The 18,805-nt window shown below is 70.1% G+C and carries 20 protein-coding genes; 18 read left to right on the top strand and 2 right to left on the bottom strand.

From position 1 onward, the window contains the following. Positions 1–60 precede the first annotated feature (60 nt). A complete protein-coding gene (locus AC07SQ_RS09880) occupies positions 61–843 on the top strand; it encodes an SDR family NAD(P)-dependent oxidoreductase (RefSeq protein ID WP_062478161.1) in 783 nt (260 codons plus the stop codon). Positions 844–864: 21 nt separating this feature from the next. Here the strand turns inward: AC07SQ_RS09880 and AC07SQ_RS09875 are convergent, their stop codons facing one another. Continuing rightward, on the bottom strand, positions 865–1,656 hold the full coding sequence (locus AC07SQ_RS09875) for an enoyl-CoA hydratase (RefSeq protein ID WP_495271992.1): 792 nt from the start codon (positions 1,654–1,656) through the stop codon (positions 865–867). A gap of 168 nt (positions 1,657–1,824) precedes the next feature. Here AC07SQ_RS09875 and AC07SQ_RS09870 point away from each other — a divergent pair, with 168 nt between their 5' ends. After that, positions 1,825–2,982: an acyl-CoA dehydrogenase family protein gene (locus tag AC07SQ_RS09870; RefSeq protein WP_062478158.1), complete on the top strand. Its 1,158-nt coding sequence runs from the start codon at positions 1,825–1,827 to the stop codon at positions 2,980–2,982. Between the two features lie 21 nt (positions 2,983–3,003). Here the strand turns inward: AC07SQ_RS09870 and AC07SQ_RS09865 are convergent, their stop codons facing one another. After that, a complete protein-coding gene (locus AC07SQ_RS09865; RefSeq protein ID WP_495271993.1) occupies positions 3,004–3,513 on the bottom strand; it encodes a MarR family winged helix-turn-helix transcriptional regulator in 510 nt (169 codons plus the stop codon). Positions 3,514–3,648: 135 nt separating this feature from the next. Here AC07SQ_RS09865 and badH point away from each other — a divergent pair, with 135 nt between their 5' ends. From badH to AC07SQ_RS09785, 16 genes are all read left to right on the top strand, one after another. Next, entirely contained in the window at positions 3,649–4,416 is a 768-nt protein-coding gene (gene badH, locus AC07SQ_RS09860; RefSeq protein WP_056577609.1) for a 2-hydroxycyclohexanecarboxyl-CoA dehydrogenase, read from the top strand. 35 nt (positions 4,417–4,451) lie between these two features. After that, positions 4,452–5,243, top strand: a complete 792-nt coding sequence (badI, locus tag AC07SQ_RS09855; protein ID WP_095947987.1) for a 2-ketocyclohexanecarboxyl-CoA hydrolase — start codon at positions 4,452–4,454, stop codon at positions 5,241–5,243. Between the two features lie 19 nt (positions 5,244–5,262). Continuing rightward, entirely contained in the window at positions 5,263–6,414 is a 1,152-nt protein-coding gene (gene aliB, locus AC07SQ_RS09850; RefSeq protein ID WP_095746838.1) for a cyclohexanecarboxyl-CoA dehydrogenase, read from the top strand. Positions 6,415–6,464: 50 nt separating this feature from the next. Further along, a complete protein-coding gene (gene aliA, locus AC07SQ_RS09845; RefSeq protein ID WP_495271994.1) occupies positions 6,465–8,135 on the top strand; it encodes a cyclohexanecarboxylate-CoA ligase in 1,671 nt (556 codons plus the stop codon). A 42-nt stretch (positions 8,136–8,177) separates the two neighbouring features. Then, positions 8,178–9,197 carry a Bug family tripartite tricarboxylate transporter substrate binding protein gene (locus AC07SQ_RS09840; protein WP_095947990.1) on the top strand — a complete coding sequence of 340 codons (1,020 nt, stop codon included), beginning with the start codon at positions 8,178–8,180 and terminating at the stop codon, positions 9,195–9,197. Positions 9,198–9,207: 10 nt separating this feature from the next. Continuing rightward, positions 9,208–9,984: an enoyl-CoA hydratase-related protein gene (locus tag AC07SQ_RS09835; protein WP_495271995.1), complete on the top strand. Its 777-nt coding sequence runs from the start codon at positions 9,208–9,210 to the stop codon at positions 9,982–9,984. 116 nt (positions 9,985–10,100) lie between these two features. Next, complete coding sequence (locus tag AC07SQ_RS09830; protein ID WP_095746834.1) at positions 10,101–11,279, top strand: acetyl-CoA C-acetyltransferase; 1,179 nt, start codon at positions 10,101–10,103, stop codon at positions 11,277–11,279. Between the two features lie 91 nt (positions 11,280–11,370). Continuing rightward, positions 11,371–12,189 (top strand): ABC transporter ATP-binding protein, encoded by an 819-nt coding sequence (locus tag AC07SQ_RS09825; RefSeq protein ID WP_062478152.1) that lies wholly within the window; start codon positions 11,371–11,373, stop codon positions 12,187–12,189. After that, a complete protein-coding gene (locus tag AC07SQ_RS09820; protein WP_492679996.1) occupies positions 12,186–12,905 on the top strand; it encodes an ABC transporter ATP-binding protein in 720 nt (239 codons plus the stop codon). The genes AC07SQ_RS09825 and AC07SQ_RS09820 overlap by 4 nt, the downstream gene beginning before the upstream one ends. 13 nt (positions 12,906–12,918) lie before the next feature. Further along, positions 12,919–13,791 carry a branched-chain amino acid ABC transporter permease gene (locus tag AC07SQ_RS09815; protein WP_056577629.1) on the top strand — a complete coding sequence of 291 codons (873 nt, stop codon included), beginning with the start codon at positions 12,919–12,921 and terminating at the stop codon, positions 13,789–13,791. A gap of 4 nt (positions 13,792–13,795) precedes the next feature. Continuing rightward, positions 13,796–14,827, top strand: coding sequence for a branched-chain amino acid ABC transporter permease (locus AC07SQ_RS09810; protein WP_495271996.1), 1,032 nt, complete (start codon positions 13,796–13,798; stop codon positions 14,825–14,827). Continuing rightward, positions 14,817–15,833, top strand: coding sequence for a phosphotransferase family protein (locus tag AC07SQ_RS09805; RefSeq protein ID WP_495271997.1), 1,017 nt, complete (start codon positions 14,817–14,819; stop codon positions 15,831–15,833). The genes AC07SQ_RS09810 and AC07SQ_RS09805 overlap by 11 nt, the downstream gene beginning before the upstream one ends. Continuing rightward, entirely contained in the window at positions 15,833–16,207 is a 375-nt protein-coding gene (locus tag AC07SQ_RS09800) for a DUF6285 domain-containing protein (RefSeq protein WP_495271998.1), read from the top strand. Before AC07SQ_RS09805 ends, AC07SQ_RS09800 begins: the two co-directional genes overlap by 1 nt. Positions 16,208–16,210: 3 nt before the next feature. Next, positions 16,211–17,098, top strand: coding sequence for an acyl-CoA dehydrogenase family protein (locus AC07SQ_RS09795; protein WP_495271999.1), 888 nt, complete (start codon positions 16,211–16,213; stop codon positions 17,096–17,098). Then, a complete protein-coding gene (locus tag AC07SQ_RS09790; RefSeq protein ID WP_495272000.1) occupies positions 17,026–17,499 on the top strand; it encodes an acyl-CoA dehydrogenase family protein in 474 nt (157 codons plus the stop codon). Before AC07SQ_RS09795 ends, AC07SQ_RS09790 begins: the two co-directional genes overlap by 73 nt. A 70-nt stretch (positions 17,500–17,569) precedes the next feature. After that, on the top strand, positions 17,570–18,787 hold the full coding sequence (locus AC07SQ_RS09785; protein WP_492737702.1) for an ABC transporter substrate-binding protein: 1,218 nt from the start codon (positions 17,570–17,572) through the stop codon (positions 18,785–18,787). Positions 18,788–18,805: the final 18 nt, after the last annotated feature.

Genomic DNA, 18,805 nt, shown 5'->3' with positions numbered 1-18,805 from the left:
GCAGGCGTTTTCGGTTTTCTTTCTTTCTTCCTTTCTCTCTCTATCCAAGGACAACAAGAGATGCAACTCGATTCCAGCATTGCCGCCGTCGTCACGGGCGGCGCCTCGGGCCTCGGCGCCGCCACCGCGCGCCGCCTGGCCAGCCACGGCGTGAAGGTCGCGCTGTTCGACCTCAACGTGGAGCAGGGCGAGGCCCTGGCCAAGGAACTGGGCGGCGTGTTCTGCAAGGTCGATGTCACGTCGGAAGAGCAGGTCGACGCGGCCTTCGCCAAGGCGCGTGCCGCGCACGGCCAGGAGCGCGTGCTGGTCAACTGCGCCGGCACCGGCAACGCGGTGAAGACCGCGAGCCGTGACAAGGCTTCGGGCGAGATCAAGCACTTTCCGCTCGCCAACTTCGACCGCATCATCCAGATCAACCTCGTGGGCACCTTCCGCTGCATCGCCAAGTCGGCGGCCGGCATGCTCACGCTCGATGCGCTGGAAGACGGCGAGCGCGGCGCCATCGTCAACACCGCCTCGGTCGCGGCGCAAGACGGCCAGATGGGCCAGGCCGCCTACACCGCCTCGAAGGCCGGCGTGGTCGGCATGACGCTGCCCATCGCGCGCGACCTCATGGGCGAGGGCATCCGCGTGAACACCATCCTGCCGGGCATCTTCAACACGCCGCTGCTGCAGGGCGCCCCCGACAACGTGAAGGCCGCGCTGGCCGCCTCGGTGCCGTTCCCCAAGCGCCTGGGCAACCCGGCCGAGTACGCGACGCTGGCCGAACTGATGATCACCAACGGCTACTTCAACGGCGAGAGCGTGCGGCTGGACGGCGCGATCCGGATGGCGCCGCGCTGAGGCCGGGGCGAAGGGCCGTCGTCAGCCCTTCTGCGCCCGCCCGCGCGCCTGCACCGCCTCGCGCCGCGCGCGCAGCACCTCGGGCGTGAGCGACGCGGCCCACTCGCGCGTGGCGGCCTGCTCCAGCGCCATGCCTTCGGCGAAGCTGCGCGCATGGCCGTCGTCGATCAGGCGCTTGTAGACCGGCAGCATCTCGGGCAGCGCGCTCGCGATGTCGGCGGCCAAGGCCAGCGCCTGGGGCATCAACTGCTCGGGCGTGGTCACGCGGTTGACCAGCCCCCAGCGCTCGGCCTGCTCGGCGCCGACGAAGTTGCCGCTGAAGGCCATCTCCTTCGCACGCGCGATGCCGATGAGCCGCGACAGCCGCTGCGACAGCCCCCAGCCCGGGATCACGCCGATGCGCGCGTGGGTGTCGGCAAAGCGCGCCTCGCTCGAGGCGACCAGCAGGTCGCAAGCCAGCGCCACCTCGAGGCCGCCGGTGATGGCCGCGCCGTTCACGGCGCCGATCACCGGGCGCGGAAAGTTCGCGAGCGCGGTGGCCACGTCGGTGCCGGTGTCGCCGGTGATGGCGCCCGGGTCGATCTCGCGCAGGTCCAGGCCGGCGCAGAAGGCGCGGCCCGCGCCGGTGAGGATCAGCACGCGCACGCTGTCGTCCTGCGCGAGCGTGTCGAGCGTGCGCACCAGCGCGCGCCGCAGCGCGAGCGACAGGGCGTTCATGGCCTGCGGGCGGTTCAGCGTGAGGCAGGCGCAGCCGTCCTGCGGACGGGTGAGCAGGAGGATGTCGGCGTCGTTGTCGGTTGCAGGTGTGTTCATGGCGTGTCAGTGTTGGGCGCAGGCCGGGCCGCGGCATCGTCGGAACGGACGAATCCGGCGGGCTTGTCCCGCTCACGACTCGAAACCCGCGCCCGCGTCGGCACCATGCGCCGCATTGTCTTCAATCCGTCCATCCTTGAATTTCACAGAGAAAGAAGGAGCGTCCCCATGGACTTCAGCCTCACCCCAGCCCAGCTCGACCTGCAGGAACGAACGCGCCGCTTCATCGCCGAGGAGGTGATTCCGCTCGAATCCGACCCCCGGCAGGATTCGCACGGCCCCGCCGAGGCGCTGCGCGACGAGCTGGTGGCACGCGCGCGCCGCGCCGGCCTGCTCACGCCGCATGCGTCCAAGGAACACGGCGGGCTGGGCCTGTCGCACGTCGACAAGGCCATCGTGTTCGAGGAGGCGGGCTACTCGCCGCTCGGCCCGGTGGCCCTCAACATCCACGCGCCCGACGAAGGCAACGTGCACCTGATGGAGGTGGTGGCCACGCCGGCGCAGAAGGCGCGCTGGCTGCAGCCGCTCATCGACGGCCACGTGCGCTCGTGCTTCTGCATGACCGAGCCGCCGCCCGGCGCCGGCTCCGACCCGTCGATGATGCAGACCGTGGCCGTGCGCGACGGCGACCATTACGTGATCACCGGGCGCAAGTGGTTCATCACCGGCGCCACCGGCGCGGGCTTCGCGATCATCATGGCGCGCATGGAAGACGGCTCGTCGACCATGTTCCTGGCCGACATGGACCAGCCCGAGATCGTCATCGAGCGGCAGATCGACGCGCTCGACAGCTGCTTCACCGGCGGCCACGGCGTGGTGCGCTTCGACGGCCTGCGCGTGCCGGCCACCGACGTGCTGGGCGCCATCGGCGAAGGCTTTCGCTACGCGCAGGTGCGGCTGGCGCCCGCGCGCCTCACGCACTGCATGCGCTGGCTCGGCGCCGCGCGCCGCGTGCACGAGCTCGCCGCCGACTACGCCCGCCGCCGCCAGGCCTTCGGCCATGCGCTGGTGGAGCACGAGGGCGTGGGCTTCATGCTGGCCGACAACGAGATGGACCTGCACGTCTCGCGCCTGACCATCTGGCATTGCGCGTGGGTGCTCGACCAGGGCGGCAAGGGCCGCCACGAGTCGAGCGTGGCCAAGGTGCTGTGCTCGGAGGCCGAGTGGCGCGTGGTCGACCGCTCGGTGCAGATCCTGGGCGCGAGCGGCGTGTCGGACGAGACCGTGGCCGCGCGCATCTTCCGCGACATGCGGGCCTTCCGGATCTATGACGGCCCTTCCGAGGTGCACCGCTGGAGCATGGCCAAGCGGTTGGCCAAGGCCTGATTCAGGCCGCGGGGGCCGGCGTCATTCCGCCGGCTCTTCCGCTCCCCCCTGCGCATCGTCCACCCGCTGCATGTTGTCGAGCAGCTTCAGCAGGTAGTGCAGGGTGTGCGTGACGTCGTTCACCGAGAACCCGTCGAGCACCTGCTCGTAGTAGGCGTAGATCTTCGGCTGCGCTTCCGCCTTCCACACGTGTTGCCCCGACCCGGTCATCGTGACCAGCCGTGACCGCCGGTCGCGGCTGTCGGGCGCGGTCGTCACGTGCCCGTCGCGCTCCATGCGGCTGACCAGGCCCGACAGGTTCTGGCGGCTGACCTTCAGGTAGCGCGCCAGGTCCCCCACGCTCATTCCTCCCTCGGCCTCGTCGCGCGACAGGGCGCCGAGCACGGCCCATTGCTGCGTCGTCAGGCCCTCGGCCTCGACCGCGCGGCTGCCGGTTTTATGCAACATGTTTGCGCATTGATAGAGGCGAAAGAACACCCGGTTGGCCAGCGCCATGCGTGCTGCGTCGGTGTTTTCACTAGTGTTTGGCATGTTTTTTCTTTCGGAAAGGCTTGCGCGACGCCGCGGCAGCATCTCATAATACGTCAACGTATTTACGTAAATGCCTCAAAAGTGGCGCCCAACGGCCCAACGATATAGCAAGCCCTCGCACCCCAGGAGAACCAGATGCAGCGATTTCAGGACAAGACAGTGATCGTCACCGGCGGCGGTGGCGGCATCGGCGGCGCCACCAGCCGCCGTTTCGCCCAGGACGGCGCCCGCGTGGCGGTGTTCGACATGAACCTCGAGGCCGCCGAAGCGGTGGCCGCGCAGATCCGCGCCGACGGCGGCCAGGCCCAGGCCTTCCGCTGCGACATCACCGACCGCCCCGGCGTCGACGCGGCCGTGGCCGCCGTGGTGGAGCGCTTCGGCCCGGTCGACGTGCTGGTCAACAACGCCGGCTGGGACGTGTTCAAGCCCTTCACCAAGACCGAGCCCGCGCAGTGGGACAAGCTCATCGCCATCAACCTCACCGGCGCGCTGCACATGCACCACGCCGTGCTGCCCGGCATGGCCGCGCGCAAGGCGGGGCGCATCGTCAACATCGCTTCCGACGCGGCGCGCGTGGGCTCCTCGGGCGAGGCGGTGTACGCGGCCTGCAAGGGTGGGCTGGTGGCGTTCTCCAAGACCATCGCCCGCGAGCACGCGCGCCACGGCATCACCGTGAACGTCGTGTGCCCCGGCCCCACCGACACCGCGCTGTTCGCCGAATACAAGGAAGGCGCGGGCAACCCCGAGAAGCTCATGGAGGCCTTCACGCGCTCCATTCCGCTGGGCCGCATCGGCCAGCCGAACGACCTGCCGGGCGCCATTCTTTTCTTCGCCAGCGACGACGCGGCCTTCGTGACCGGGCAGGTGCTCAGCGTCTCGGGCGGCCTGACGATGAACGGCTGACCCCCCACACACCCGACACCTTTCAGGAGACCCCCATGGCATCCCCCGACTTCGAAGACATCCTTTACGACGTGCGCAACGGCGTGGCGTGGATCACCATCAACCGCCCCGAGAAGATGAACGCCTTCCGTGGCCAGACCTGCGACGAGATCATCCGCGCGCTCAACCGCGCGGGCTATGACCGCGGCGTGGGCGCCATCGTGCTGGCCGGCGCCGGCGAGAAGGCCTTCTGCACCGGCGGCGACCAGTCGGCCCACAACGGCAACTACGACGGGCGCGGCACCATCGGCCTGCCGATGGAAGAGCTGCACGACGCCATCCGCAACGTGCCCAAGCCCGTCATCGCGCGCGTGCAGGGCTTTGCCATCGGCGGCGGCAACGTGCTGTGCACCATCTGCGACCTGACCATCGCGTCCGAGAAGGCCGTGTTCGGCCAGGTCGGTCCGAAGATGGGCTCGGTCGATCCGGGCTACGGCACCGCCTTCCTGGCCCGCGTGGTCGGCGAGAAGAAGGCGCGTGAGATCTGGTACCTCAACCGCCGCTACAGCGGCGCCGAGGCCGTGGCCATGGGCCTGGCCAACGCCGTCGTGCCGCACGAGCAGCTCGACGCCGAGGTGCAGAAATGGGCCGAGGAAATCTGCGAGCGCAGCCCCACCGCGCTGGCCATCGCCAAGCGCAGCTTCAACGCCGACACGGCGCACCAGGCCGGCATCGCGGGCCTGGGCATGTACGCGCTCAAGCTGTACTACGACACCGAAGAGTCGCGCGAGGGCGTCGCGGCCCTGCAGGAACGGCGCAAGCCCGAGTTCCGCAAGTACGCCAAGTAGCCGCAGCAGGACCACCGCGATGAACCCGTACATCGACGACGACCTGGCGACGCTGGCCGAGCATGCGCGCCGCTTCGCCACCGGGCGCGTGGCGCCCGGCTTCCTGGAGCGCGATGCCACGCGCGTGCTCGACCGCGCGCTGATGCGCGAGATGGGCGAGATGGGCTTCATCGCGCCCGAGCTGCCCGAGGCCCACGGCGGCCAGGGCCTGGGCTGCCTGGCGGCCGGCGTGATCCACGAAGAGATCGCCCGCGCCGACCTGAGCCTGAGCTACATCAACCTGCTGGCCTCGCTCAACGGGCAGATCCTGTGCGAGCACGGCCGGCCCGAGGTGGTGGCGCCGTGGCTGGCCAAGCTCACGCAGGGCGAGGCGCTGTTCGCCATTGCGCTGACCGAGCCGCGCGGCGGCTCCGACGCCGCCAACCTGCGCCTGCGCGTGGAGCGCGTGGGCGATCACTACGTGCTCAACGGCGAGAAGACCTCCATCTCGGCCGCCGACCAGGCCGACGCCGCCGTGGTGTTCGGCCGCACCGGCAGCATCGAGTCGGCGGCCCACGGCGTGACCGCGCTGCTGGTGCCGATGGACCTGCCCGGCGTCACGCGCAACCGCTTCGACTGCCACGGCCAGCGCGCCATCGGGCGCGGCTCGCTGTTCTTCGAGAACGTGCGCGTGCCCGTCGACCACCGGCTGGGCGAGGAGAACAAGGGCTTCGTGCAGGTCATGCAGGGCTTCGACTTCTCGCGCGCGCTCATCGGGCTGCAGGTGCTGGCCGTGGCGCGCGTGGCGCTGGAAGAAACCTGGGAGTACGTGGCGCAGCGCGAGGCCTTCGGCAAGCCGCTGTCGGCGTTCCAGGGCGTGTCGCATCCGCTGGCCGACTTCGACACCCAGATCGAGGCCGCGCGCCTGCTGTGCCTGCAGACCTTGTGGCTCAAGGACAAGGGCGCGCCGCACACCGCCGAGGCCGCCATGTGCAAGTGGTGGGGCCCCAAGCTGGCCTACGACGCCATCCATCAGTGCCTGCTGATGTTCGGCCACGGCGGCTACGACCGTGGGCCGATGGAGCAGCGCCTGCGCGACGTGCTGGGCTTCCAGATCGGCGACGGCACGGCCCAGATCATGAAGACCATCGTCGCCCGCACGCGCGCCGGGCGCTCGGCGGTGCCGGCGTAGTCGGCGGTTCCTGGTTTTCCGGTTCGCACAACAAGAGGAGACACGACATCATGGAATTCGACGCCGTACTGCTGCCCCCGCGCCGCGCGCGCATGGTGGCCCAGGGCCTGTGGCACGACCGCACCATCAACGATGCGCTCGACGCCTGCATTGCCGCCTGTCCCGACAAGGTGGCGCTCACCGCGGTGCGCGTGAAGGACGGGGAGGGCGAGGCCGCCACCGTGCGCTTCACCTACCGCGAGCTGGGCCGCATGGCCGACCGCATCGCCGTCGGCCTGGCGCGGCTGGGCGTGGGCCGCAACGACGTGGTGGCCTGCCAGCTGCCCAACTGGTGGGAGTTCACGCTGACCTACCTGGCCTGCTCGCGCATCGGCGCGGTGATGAACCCGCTGATGCACATCTTCCGCGAGCGCGAGCTGTCGTTCATGCTGCGGCACGGTGCGGCCAAGGTGCTGGTCGTGCCGGCGCGCTTCCGGGGCTTCGACTTCGAACAGATGGCCATGGGCCTGCAGGCCGGCCTGCCCGACCTGGCGCAGGTGGTGGTGGTCGGCGGCAGCGGCGCCAACAGCTTCGAGGCACTGCTGGCCGGCCCCGCATGGGAGCAGGAGCCCGATGCCGCGCAGATCCTGCAGCAGCACCGGCCCGGCCCCGACGACGTGACCCAGCTCATCTACACCTCGGGCACCACCGGCGAGCCCAAGGGCGTGATGCACTCGGCGAACACCACCATGGCCAACATCGTGCCCTACGCGCAGCGCCTGGGCCTGGGCGCCGGCGACGTGGTGCTCATGGCCTCGCCCATGGCGCACCAGACCGGCTTCATGTACGGGCTCATGATGCCCATCGTGCTGCAGGCCTCGGTGGTGCTGCAGGACATCTGGGAGCCGAAGCAGGCCATCGCGTCGATCAACGCCGAGGGCGTGAGCTTCACCATGGCGTCCACGCCCTTCCTGTCCGACCTGTCGAAGACCGTGGCCGAGTCGGGCACGGCGGTGCCCACGCTGCGCGCCTTTCTCTGCGCCGGCGCGCCCATTCCGGGCGCGCTGGTCGAGCAGGCGCGCCAGGCGCTGGGCGCCAAGATCGTGTCGGCCTGGGGCATGACCGAGAACGGCGCCGTCACGCTCACGCGGCTGGACGACGACGACGAGCGTTCCATCCACACCGACGGCTGCCCGCTGCCCGGCGTGGAGCTCAAGGTGGTCGACGTCGACGGCCTCGCGCTGCCGGCGGGCGAGGTCGGCAAGCTGCTGCTGCGCGCCTGCTCCAACTTCGGCGGCTACCTGCAGCGCCCGCAGCTCAACGGCACCGACGCGGCGGACTGGTTCGACACCGGCGACCTCGCGCGCATCGACGAGCGCGGCTACGTGCGCATCGCCGGGCGCACCAAGGACGTGATCATTCGCGGCGGCGAGAACATCCCCGTGGTCGAGATCGAGTCGCTGCTGTACCGCCACCCCGACGTGGCCATGGCTGCGGTGGTCGCCTACCCCGACGAGCGCCTGGGCGAGCGCGCCTGCGCGGTGGTGGTGCCCAGGCCGGGGCGGCAGGTCGACCTGCCGTCGATCGTCGCCTTCCTCAAGGCCGAGAAGGTGGCGCTGCAGTACATCCCGGAGCGCCTCGTGGTGCGCGAGACCATGCCGTCCACGCCCTCCGGAAAGATCCAGAAATTCAAGCTGCGCGACCTGCTGCGCGCGGACGAATCGGGCGCCCCGGCCGCCTGAGCGCACCTGCCGATCCTTTCGACACCACAACGGAGACAACACATGCACAAGAAGCAATTCGCCGCCGGCGTGGGCCGGCGGCTGGGCCGCGCCGTGGCCGCACTGGGTGGCCTCGCGCTCGCCGGCCATGCGGCCTGGGCCCAGGCGCCTGCAACCACACCCGCTGGCGCGTGGCCGTCCAAGCCCATCCGCGTGGTCGTCGGCTTTGCGCCCGGCGGCAGCACCGACGTCATGGCGCGCATCCTCGCGCAGTCGCTGTCGGAGTCGCTCGGCCAGACCGTGCTGATCGACAACAAGCCCGGCGCCAGCGGCAACATCTCGGCCGCCGAGGTGGTGCGCGCCGCGCCCGACGGCCACACCTTCCTCATCGCACCGACCTCGGTCGAGACCGCCAACCCTTCGCTCTTCAAGGCGAGCCTGCTGCCCTCGCGCGACCTCACGCCGGTGGCCACGGTCGGGCGCACGCAGATGTACCTCGTCGCCAAGCCGCAGCTGCCCGCGAAAGACGTGCGCGAACTGGTCACGCTGGCGCGAACCAAGCCCGGCGCGCTCTCGTACGCCTCGGCCGGCGCGGGCACGCCGCCGCACCTGGCCTGCGAGCTGTTCAAGCAGGCCACCGGCACGCAGGTCACGCACGTGCCCTACCGCGGCGCAGCGCCTGCATTGCAGGATGTGCTCTCGGGCCAGGCCGATTTCGTCTGCGACCCCGGCATCGCCTTCCAGCACATCCGCGCCGGCAAGGCCAAGCTGCTGGGCATCGTGAGCGCCAAGCGCTCGCCCTTCTTCCCCGAGGTGCCCACGGTGGGCGAGCAGGGCTTTCCGGGCGCCAACCTCGACATCTGGTTCGGCATGTGGGCGCCCAACGGCACGCCGCCCGAGGTGCTGGGCCGCATGAGCGCCGAACTCGGCAAGGCGCTGGCGCTGCCCGCCGTCAAGTCGCGCTACGGCGACCTGGGCGCCGAGCCCGTGGCCATGAGCACGCCCGAGTTTCGCAAACTGCTGGCCGACGAAGGCGCCATGCTGTCCGCGCTCATCGCGCGCCAGAAGATCGTGGTCGACTGAGCCGATGACGATGCCCGACGCCCCCGTGCTCACCCATGTCGACGGCCGCGTCGGCGTGATCACGCTGAACCGCCCGCGCCAGCTCAACGCGCTGGACGACGCGCTCATGGGCGCCCTCGGCGCCGCCTTGCTGGCCTTCGATGCCGATGCGGGCATCGGCGCCATCGTCGTCACCGGCGGCGACACCGCCTTCGCCGCCGGTGCCGACATCGCGGCCATGGCCGACTGGGGCTACGCCGACGTGGTGCGCGACGACTTCATCACCCGCAACTGGGAAACCATCCGCCGCGTGCGCAAGCCCGTGATCGCCGCGGTGGCCGGCGTGGCCTACGGCGGCGGCTGCGAACTGGCGCTGGCCTGCGACATCGTGCTGGCCGCCGAATCGGCGCGCTTCGCGCTGCCCGAGGTCAAGCTCGCCATGCTGCCGGGCGCCGGCGGCACCCAGCGCCTGCCGCGCGCCATCGGCAAGGCCAAGGCGATGGAGATGTGCCTGGCGGCGCGCGTGCTCGACGCGGTCGAGGCCGACCGCTGCGGCCTGGTGTCGCGCGTGGTCGCGCCCGAGGCGCTCATGCCCGAGGCCCTGGCGCTGGCCGCGCGCATCGCGGCGTATTCGCTGCCGGCGCTGGTGGCGATCAAGGAGTCGGTCAACCGCGCGTGGGAGTCGTCGCTGTCCGAGGGCATCCTGTTCGAGCGGCGCCAGCTGCACGCGCGCTTCGCCACCGAAGACGCGCACGAGGGCCTGCGCGCCTTCCTGGCGCGGCGCCCGCCCGTGTTCGGCCACCGGTGAGGGGTGGGGCGCCCGGCGGGTGGGGCGCCCAAAATCGTCGGTTCCGACGACGCTGTGCGGCGGCGTGGCGCCAACAATGCGCAGGACGCGAACCGATCACTCACCGGAGATTTCACATGCCCGAAGCCTATATCGTCGCCGCCGCGCGCACCGCCGGCGGCCGCCGCAACGGCCGCCTCGCCGGATGGCACCCGGCCGACCTGGCCGCCCAGGTGCTCAACGCCCTCGTGGAGCGCACCGACGCCGACCCCGCCCTGATCGAGGACGTCATCATGGGCTGCGTCGGCCAGGCCGGCGAGCAGGCCTCCAACGTGGCGCGCAACGCGGTGCTGGCCTCGCGCCTGCCCGAGTCGGTGCCCGCCACCTCGGTCGACCGCCAGTGCGGCTCGTCGCAGCAGGCGCTGCACTTCGCGGCGCAGGCCGTGATGTCGGGCACGATGGACATCGTCATCGCCGCCGGCGTCGAGAGCATGAGCCGCGTGCCGATGGGCCTGCCCACCACGCTGCCGCTGAAGAACAACCTGGGCTTCTACGTGAGCCCCGGCATGGAAAAGCGCTACCCCGGCATCCAGTTCAGCCAGTTCACGGGCGCCGAGATGATCGCGCGCAACTACGGCATCGAGAAAGACGCGCTCGACCGCTACGCGCTCGAAAGCCACCACCGTGCCATTGCCGCCACCAAGGCCGGCCACTTCGAGCGCGAGATCGTGCCCGTGGCCGTGCGCATGGCCGACGGCACCGAGACCGGCGAGCTGCACACCACCGACGAAGGCATCCGCTACGACGCCACGCTGGAGAGCATCGCCGGCGTCAAGCTCATCGCCGAAGGCGGGCGCTGCACGGCGGCCACCGCCAGCCAGATCTGCGACGGCGCCAGCGGCCTCATGGTCGTGAACGAGCGCGGCCTGAAGACGCTGGGCGTGAAGCCGCTGGCGCGCATCCACCACATGAGCGTGCTGGGCCACGACCCGGTCATCATGCTCGAAGCCCCGCTGCCCGCCACGCAGCGCGCGCTGCAAAAGGCCGGCATGAAGATCGAGGACATCGACCTGTACGAAGTCAACGAAGCCTTCGCGCCCGTGCCCATCGCCTGGCTGAAGGCGCTGGGCGCCGACCCGGCCCGCATCAACGTGAACGGCGGCGCCATTGCGCTGGGCCACCCGCTGGGCGCCTCGGGCACCAAGCTGATGACCACGCTGGTCAACGCCCTGGGCCAGCGCGGCAAGCGCTACGGCCTGCAGACCATGTGCGAAGGCGGCGGCATGGCCAACGTGACCATCATCGAGCGGCTCTGACGAAGCCGGGCGGCCCTTGCGCCGCCCACATGGCAGCGCCCGCGGGGGCGGCGCTGACCTTTTCCGTTCCCTCAAAAAAAGAGATCGACGCATGATTCATGACACCGATCGCGGAGACAAAGAGAACACCCCCCTGTTGCGCATCGACGCGGTGTCGGTGCGCTTCGGCGGCATCGTGGCGCTCGACGGCGTCTCGTTCGACGTGCGGCGGGGCCAGATCTGCGGCCTCATCGGGCCGAACGGGGCGGGCAAGAGCACGCTGTTCAACTGTCTCTCGCGCCTGTACGAGTGCAGCGCCGGCCGCATCGAGTTCGACGGCCATCCGCTCACGCGCCTGCCGCGCCACCGCATGGCGGGCCTGGGCATCGGGCGCACCTTCCAGAACCTGGCGCTGTTTCGCACGATGACCGTGCGCGACAACGTGCTGGTGGGCTGCCACAGCAAGCACCACGCGGGCTTCCTGCGCAACGCCTTCCGGCTGCCCGGCGTGGCGGCCATCGAGTCGCAGGCGCGGGCGCGGGCCGACCAGCTGATCCACTTTCTCGACCTCGAGGCCGTGGCCGAGCGCGAAGTGGCCGACCTGCCCTTCGGCACGCAAAAGCGTGTCGAGCTGGCCCGCGCGCTGGCGGCCGAGCCGCAACTGCTGCTGCTCGACGAGCCGGCCTGCGGCCTGAACCACGAAGAACTCGAAAGCCTGGGCACGCTGATCCGCGACATCCGCGATCGCCTGAACGTGACGGTGCTGCTGGTCGAACACCACATGAGCCTCGTGATGGGCGTGTCGGACAAGGTGGTGGCGCTCAACTTCGGCAAGAAGATCGCCGAGGGCACGCCGGCCGAGGTGCGCGCGCACCCCGAGGTGATCCGCGCCTACCTGGGCGAAGAGGCAGAAGCGGAGGCGATGGCATGACGACCAACATCCTCGAAGTGCGCGGCTTGCACGCCGCGTACGGCCCGACGCGCGTGCTGCAAGGCATCGACCTCGACATTCCCACCGGCCAGGTCGTGGCGCTGCTGGGCGCCAACGGCGCTGGCAAGACCACCACGCTGCGCGCGCTGTGCCAGATGATGGTGAGCACCGAGGGCCGCATCATGCTGGCCGGCCAGCGCATCGACGGCCGCTCCACCGAGCAGATCGCCAAGGCCGGCGTGGGCCACGTGCCCGACGGGCGCGGCACCTTCCTGGGCCTCACGACCGAGGAGAACCTGCGGTTGGGTGCGTACGCACGTGCCAGCAGGGACGGCATCGACGCCGACATGGAGCGCGTGTTCGGCTACTTCCCGCGCCTGCGCGAGCGCCGCGCGCAGCAGGCCGGCACGCTGTCGGGCGGCGAGCAGCAGATGCTGGCCATCGGCCGTGCGCTCATGGGCAAGCCGCGCCTGCTGCTGCTCGACGAGCCCTCCTTCGGGCTCGCGCCGCTCATCGTGAAGGACATCTTCTCGATCATGCGGCGCATCAACAAGGAAGAGCGCGTGTCGATCCTGCTGGTGGAGCAGAACGCCAAGCTCGCACTCGACCTGGCCGACTCGGCCTACCTCCTGGAAACCGGCCGCATCGTGCTTTCGGGCACCGCCGCCGACATCCGCCGCAACGACGCCGTCCGCAAGGCGTACCTCGGCGAATAAGGGCCTCACACCGATGAACGCATTCCTGCACCAACTGCTGGCGGGCCTGGCCACCGGCGGCATCTACGCCAGCGTTGCGCTGGCGCTGGTGATGATCTATCAGGCCACGCACCACATCAACTTCGCGCAGGGCGAGATGGCGATGTTCTCGACCTTCATCGCCTGGAGCCTCATGCAGGCCGGCCTGCCGTACTGGGCCGCCTTCGTGGCGACCGTGGCGCTGTCCTTCGTGCTCGCGGCCGTGGTGGAGTTCACCGTCATCCGGCCCATGCACGACAAGCCCGCGCTGTCGGTGGTGGTGGTGTTCATCGGCCTCTTGGTGATCTTCCACAGCCTGGCGGGCTGGCTCTTCGGCTACACCATCAAGCAGTTCCCGAGCCCGTTCCCGTCGGACGCGTGGTTCGGCAGCGCCATGATGTCGGCGCACGAGATGGGCGCCATCGGCGTCACGCTGCTGGTGGTGCTGCTGCTGTTCGCGTTCTTCCGCTTCACGCCGCTGGGCCTGGCGATGCGCGCTGCGGCGCAGAACGCGGCCTCGTCGCGGCTGGTGGGCATCAACGTCGGGCGCATGCTCATGCTGGGCTGGGGCCTGGCCGGCGCCATCGGCGCGGTGGCCGGGATGATGGTCGCGCCCGTGGTCTTCCTCGACCCGCACATGATGACCGGCGTGCTGCTGTACGCCTTTGCCGGCGCGCTCATCGGCGGCATCGACAGCCCCGTGGGCGCCGTGCTCGGCGGCTTCATCGTCGGCGTGCTCGAGAACCTCATCGGCACCTACGTGGTGGGCACCGAACTCAAGCTGTCGGTGGCGCTGGTGCTGATCGTCGGCGTGCTCATCGTCAAGCCCTCCGGCCTCATGGGCCGCAAGTTGGTCACCCGGGTCTGATCGCATGAACTCTCCCCAAGCCTCCTCCCTGCCGACCGCCATGGCACCGCTCGCCGGGTCGGCCGATGCACGCACCGCTGGCAAGCCTTCGCGCTCCCCGCTCCTGTGGGTCGGCCTGCTGATCGTGCTGGCCATCGGCATCACCTTCGTGGCGCGCGGCTACCAGCTGTTCCAGGCGACCATGGTGATCTCGTATGCCATTGCGCTGCTGGGCCTGAACATCCTCACGGGCTACAACGGCCAGATTTCGCTGGGCCACGGCGCCTTCTATGCCATTGGGGCCTACACCACCGGCATCCTCATGGAGCACGCGGGCGTGCCGTACTGGCTCACGGTGCCGGCGGCGGCCGTGGTGTGTTTGATCGTCGGCTACCTGTTCGGGCGGCCCGCGCTCAAGCTCGAAGGGCTGTACCTGGCGTTGGCCACCTTCGCGCTCGGCGTGGCGATGCCGCAGCTGCTCAAGTACAAGCACCTCGAGGCGTGGACCGGCGGCGTGCAGGGCATCGTGCTCATGAAGCCCGCCGCGCCCTTCGGCCTGCCGCTCAACGAAGACCAGTGGCTCTACCTGTTCTCGCTGTTCGTCGCGGTCGTGATGTTCTTCATTGCCCACAACCTGCTGCAAAGCGGCAGCGGCCGGGCCATGCGCGCCATCCGCGACCACGCCATGGCGTCGGAGGCGATGGGCGTGGACAACAGCCACTACAAGGCCATGACCTTCGGCGTGTCGGCCGCGTACACCGGCGTGGGCGGCGCGCTGTCGGCCATTGCGGTGCAGTTCGTGGCGCCCGATTCGTTCACGCTGTTTTTGTCGATCTCTCTGCTGGTGGGCATCGTGGTGGGCGGCGTGGGCACGCTGTACGGCGCGATCTTCGGCGCCATCTTCATCATGTTCGTGCCCTCGCTGGCCGAGAAGGTCTCCAAGGCCGCGCCCTGGGCGGTGTACGGCGTGGTGCTGATCGCCTTCATGTTCGCGATGCCCGGCGGCGTGGTCGGGCTGCTGCGCAAGCTCCAGGCACGCTTCGCCCGTGCACGATGACGCGACGCTGATCGCGAACGCACTGCAGCGGCTGGCCGGACGGCTCGTGCCCGGCGGCCATGCGGTGAAGGCCGTGCGCCGGCTCTCGGGCGGCGCCAGCCAGCAGACCTGGGCTTTCGATGTGGCGACGACCGGCGCGGGCCCGGCCCGGCCGCTGGTGCTGCGCCGCGCGGCCGATGCCAGCGGCGCGCGCGCCCTGGGCACCGCGGGCCTGGCGGCGGAAGCGCAGCTCATCGAGGCCGCACGCGCAGGCGGCGTGCCCGTGCCGGGCGTGCGCCATGTGCTGCAGCCGGCCGACGGGCTCGGCGAAGGCTTCGTCATGGACCGCATCGAGGGCGAAACCCTGGGCCGCCGCATCGTGCGCGACGAGCGCCTGGCCGGCGCGCGCCGCGTGCTGGCGCGCCAGTGCGGCGCCGCCATGGCGCGCATCCACCGCCTGCCCGCGCACCAGCTGCCGCCGCTGCGCACGGCCGCCGCGCGGGCGGAGCTCGACTTCCAGCTCGGCCTGCACCGCAGCCACGGCACCGCGCGCCCCGTGTTCGAACTTGCGTTCCGCTGGCTGCGCGAAAACGCGCCGGCCGACGTGCCCGCGCCGGTGCTCGTGCACGGCGACTTCCGCAATGGCAACCTGATGGTCGGCGAAGAAGGCCTGCGCGCCGTGCTCGACTGGGAGCTCGCGCACTTCGGCGATCCGATGGAAGACCTCGGCTGGATGTGCGTGCGCTCCTGGCGCTTCGGCCACGGCGTGCTGCCCGTGGGCGGCTTCGGCACGCGCGAGCAACTCTTCGAGGGCTACACCGCCGAAGGCGGGCAGGTCGATGCCGCGCGCGTGCGCTGGTGGGAGGTGCTGGGCACGCTCAAGTGGGGCATCGTCTGCGAAGCCATGGTGCATGCGTGGCTCAGCGGCCGCGAGCGCGATGTGGAGAAGGCCGCCATCGGCCGCCGCGCGTCGGAGGCCGAGTCGGACCTGCTGGCCTTGCTTGCGCCCGAGGAAGAGGCCGCCTGATGCAGGACCGCCCCGACATCGCCGAGCTGCTCGAGGCCGTTGCCGCCTTCCTGCGCGAGCAGGTGGTGCCGGCCACCGAAGGGCAGGTCGCGTTCCATGCGCGCGTGGCGGCGAACACGCTCGACATCGTGCGGCGCGAAGTGCAGCTTGGCCCCGTCGCGCAGGCCAATGAACTGACGCGGCTGCACGCACTGCTGGGCCCCGGCGCACCTGCCGACCTGGCCGAAGCCAACCGCCTGCTCTGCACCCGCATCGCCACAGGCGAACTCGACGCCGCCACCCCCGGCCTGATCGACCACCTGCGCCAGACCACGCGCGACAAGCTCGCCATCGACCAGCCCGGCTACGCCGCCGGCACAAAAAAGAAAGACTGAGCCATGGACTTCGACCTGCCCCGCGACCTCGTCGACTACCTTGCCGAGCTCGACGCCTTCATCGACCGCGAGATCGCGCCGCTGCAGGCGCAGGACGACAACGAGCGCTTCTTCGACCACCGCCGCGAATGGGCCCGCACCGACTTCGAGAACGGCGGCCTGCCGCGCCCCGAGTGGGAAGCGCTGCTGGCCGAGGCGCGCCGCCGCGCCGACCGCGCGGGCCACCTGCGCTTTGCATTGCCCGCCGAATTCGGCGGGCGTGACGGCAGCAACCTCTGGATGGCCGTGATCCGCGAGCACTTTGCGGCGCGTGGCCTGGGCCTGCACAACGACCTGCAGAACGAACATTCGATCGTCGCCAACAACCCCTTCGTGATCGCCATCCGCGACTTCGGCACGCCCGCGCAGTGCGACGAACTCATCCAGGGCATGCTCGACGAGCGCGTGCGCCTGACCTTCGGCCTCACCGAACCGCAGCACGGCTCCGACGCCACCCACATGGAAACCCGCGCCGTGCCCGAATCGCGCAACGGCCGCGCCGGCTTTCGCATCGACGGCGAAAAGATGTGGACCACCGGCATGCACACGGCGACCCACTGCGTGCTGTTCGCGCGCACCAGCGGGCGCGACGGCGACGCGCGCGGCATCAGCGCCTTGCTCGTGCCCGCCCAGGCCGAGGGCGTGAAGATCGAGGAGTACCTCTGGACCTTCAACATGCCCACCGACCACCCGCGCGTGAGCTTCACGAACGTGTGGGTGCCCGAAGACGCCGTGCTCGGCCCGCTCGACGGCGGCCTGGCCATTGCCCCCAGCACTTCGTGCACGAGAACCGCATCCGCCAGGCCGCGTCGAGCCTGGGCGCCGCCGACTACTGCGTGCGCGAGAGCGTGAAGTACGCACGCGAGCGCAAGCCCTTCGGCGAGGAACTGGCGCGCAACCAGGGCATCCAGTTTCCGCTGGTCGAGCTGGCCACGCAGGTCGAGATGCTGCGCCTGTTGATCCGCAAGACCGCGTGGCAGATGGACCAGATGCCCAAGCCGCAGGTCGAGAAGCAGCTGTCCGACAAGGTCTCGATGTGCAACTACTGGGCCAACCGCCTCGTGTGCGAGGCCGCCGACCGCGCGATGCAGGTGCACGGCGGCATCGGCTATTCGCGCCACAAGCCCTTCGAACACATCTACCGCCACCACCGCCGCTACCGCATCACCGAGGGCTCCGAAGAGATCCAGATGCGCAAGGTGGCGGGCCACCTCTTCGGCTACATGGGGCCGAACCGGGCCACCACCGCCTGAACCGCTTTCCGACGACGACTGACGACGCAGGCCATCCGGCCACTCAGCAACACAGAAGGAGACACGCGACATGGTTCATCCGCTTTCCCGCCGCACGGCCCTGGTGGCCGGCCTTGCCACGCTCTGCATCAGCCTGCCGGCCCTGGCCCAGAAGAAGCCCGAAGCCGGCGTGAGCGACGCCGAGATCGTGCTGGGCATGCCCATGCCGCTGTCGGGGCCCGTGTCGGGCTACTCGGTGGTCGGCAAGGTGGCGGAGGCCTACTTCAAGAAGCTCAACGAGCAGGGCGGCATCCACGGGCGCAAGGTGCGCCTGTTGATCTACGACGACCAGTACTCGCCGCCCAAGACCGTCGAGGTGGCGCGCCGCCTCGTCGAGGAAGACCAGGTGCTCGCCATCTTCGGCAACCTGGGCACCGCGCCCAACATGGCCATCCAGCGCTACATGAACGCCAAGAAAGTGCCGCAGCTCTTCGTGCAGTCGGGCGCCTCGCAGTTCGACGACGCCGCCAAGTACCCGTGGACCGTGCCCTTTCTCGGCAGCTACCAGGGCGAGGGCCGCGTGTTCGCGCGCCACATCATCGACAACCGCCCCGACGCCAAGATCGCCGTGCTCATGCAGAACGACGACCTCGGCCGCGAAGTGCTCAAGGGCCTGCAGGAAGGCCTGTCGAAGCAGGGCAAGGCCAGGATCGTGGCGCAGGCCACCTTCGAGGTGACCGACCCCACCGTCGATTCGCAGGTGGTGCAGCTCAAGTCGTCGGGCGCCGACGTGCTCGTGATGGCCGCCACCGCGCGCACCGCCGCGCAGGCCATCCGCAAGGTTGCCGACGTGGGCTGGACGCCCGACCGTTATCTCAACTTTGCCGCCGCCTCCGTGAAGATGGCCTTCGAGCCCGCGGGCGCCGACAAGGCCAAGGGCGTGGTCGCGCTCGCCGTCTACAAGGAGCCCATGAGCCCGCGCTGGAGCCGCGACCCCGAGGTGCTCGAGTACCTCGAGCTGCTCAAGACCCACGCCAGCGGCGTCGACCCGAGCAACGGCAGCGGCGTGTCGGGCTACATCGTGGCGCAGCTCATGGCCCACGTGCTGCGCGAGGCCGGCGCCAACCCCACGCGCGAGAGCGTGCGCGTGGCCGCCAGCACCCTCAAGAGCCCGCGCATCTCGATGCTGCTGCCCGGCGTGGCCATGGCCAATTCGGCCGCCGACCTGCACGCCTATGCATCGATGCAGCCCGTGCGCTTCAACGGCGTGGACCTCGACCCGGTCGGGCCCGCGCTGAACATGAAGTGAACCCCCTGTTTCTACTCA

Source organism: Variovorax sp. GW821-FHT06D12, assembly GCF_059419205.1.
This window is presented reverse-complemented; position numbering and strand designations above follow the sequence as displayed.

Coding starts and splice junctions, on each gene's coding strand:
- AC07SQ_RS09825 (WP_062478152.1), top strand. CDS start 11,371: ATGATTCATGACACCGATCGCGGAGACAAAGAGAACACCCCCCTGTTG.
- AC07SQ_RS09830 (WP_095746834.1), top strand. CDS start 10,101: ATGCCCGAAGCCTATATCGTCGCCGCCGCGCGCACCGCCGGCGGCCGC.
- badH (WP_056577609.1), top strand. CDS start 3,649: ATGCAGCGATTTCAGGACAAGACAGTGATCGTCACCGGCGGCGGTGGC.
- AC07SQ_RS09810 (WP_495271996.1), top strand. CDS start 13,796: ATGAACTCTCCCCAAGCCTCCTCCCTGCCGACCGCCATGGCACCGCTC.
- AC07SQ_RS09865 (WP_495271993.1), bottom strand. CDS start 3,513: ATGCCAAACACTAGTGAAAACACCGACGCAGCACGCATGGCGCTGGCC.
- AC07SQ_RS09880 (WP_062478161.1), top strand. CDS start 61: ATGCAACTCGATTCCAGCATTGCCGCCGTCGTCACGGGCGGCGCCTCG.
- AC07SQ_RS09795 (WP_495271999.1), top strand. CDS start 16,211: ATGGACTTCGACCTGCCCCGCGACCTCGTCGACTACCTTGCCGAGCTC.
- AC07SQ_RS09875 (WP_495271992.1), bottom strand. CDS start 1,656: ATGAACACACCTGCAACCGACAACGACGCCGACATCCTCCTGCTCACC.
- AC07SQ_RS09815 (WP_056577629.1), top strand. CDS start 12,919: ATGAACGCATTCCTGCACCAACTGCTGGCGGGCCTGGCCACCGGCGGC.
- AC07SQ_RS09785 (WP_492737702.1), top strand. CDS start 17,570: ATGGTTCATCCGCTTTCCCGCCGCACGGCCCTGGTGGCCGGCCTTGCC.
- aliA (WP_495271994.1), top strand. CDS start 6,465: ATGGAATTCGACGCCGTACTGCTGCCCCCGCGCCGCGCGCGCATGGTG.
- AC07SQ_RS09840 (WP_095947990.1), top strand. CDS start 8,178: ATGCACAAGAAGCAATTCGCCGCCGGCGTGGGCCGGCGGCTGGGCCGC.
- AC07SQ_RS09800 (WP_495271998.1), top strand. CDS start 15,833: ATGCAGGACCGCCCCGACATCGCCGAGCTGCTCGAGGCCGTTGCCGCC.
- AC07SQ_RS09820 (WP_492679996.1), top strand. CDS start 12,186: ATGACGACCAACATCCTCGAAGTGCGCGGCTTGCACGCCGCGTACGGC.
- aliB (WP_095746838.1), top strand. CDS start 5,263: ATGAACCCGTACATCGACGACGACCTGGCGACGCTGGCCGAGCATGCG.
- AC07SQ_RS09835 (WP_495271995.1), top strand. CDS start 9,208: ATGCCCGACGCCCCCGTGCTCACCCATGTCGACGGCCGCGTCGGCGTG.
- AC07SQ_RS09870 (WP_062478158.1), top strand. CDS start 1,825: ATGGACTTCAGCCTCACCCCAGCCCAGCTCGACCTGCAGGAACGAACG.
- badI (WP_095947987.1), top strand. CDS start 4,452: ATGGCATCCCCCGACTTCGAAGACATCCTTTACGACGTGCGCAACGGC.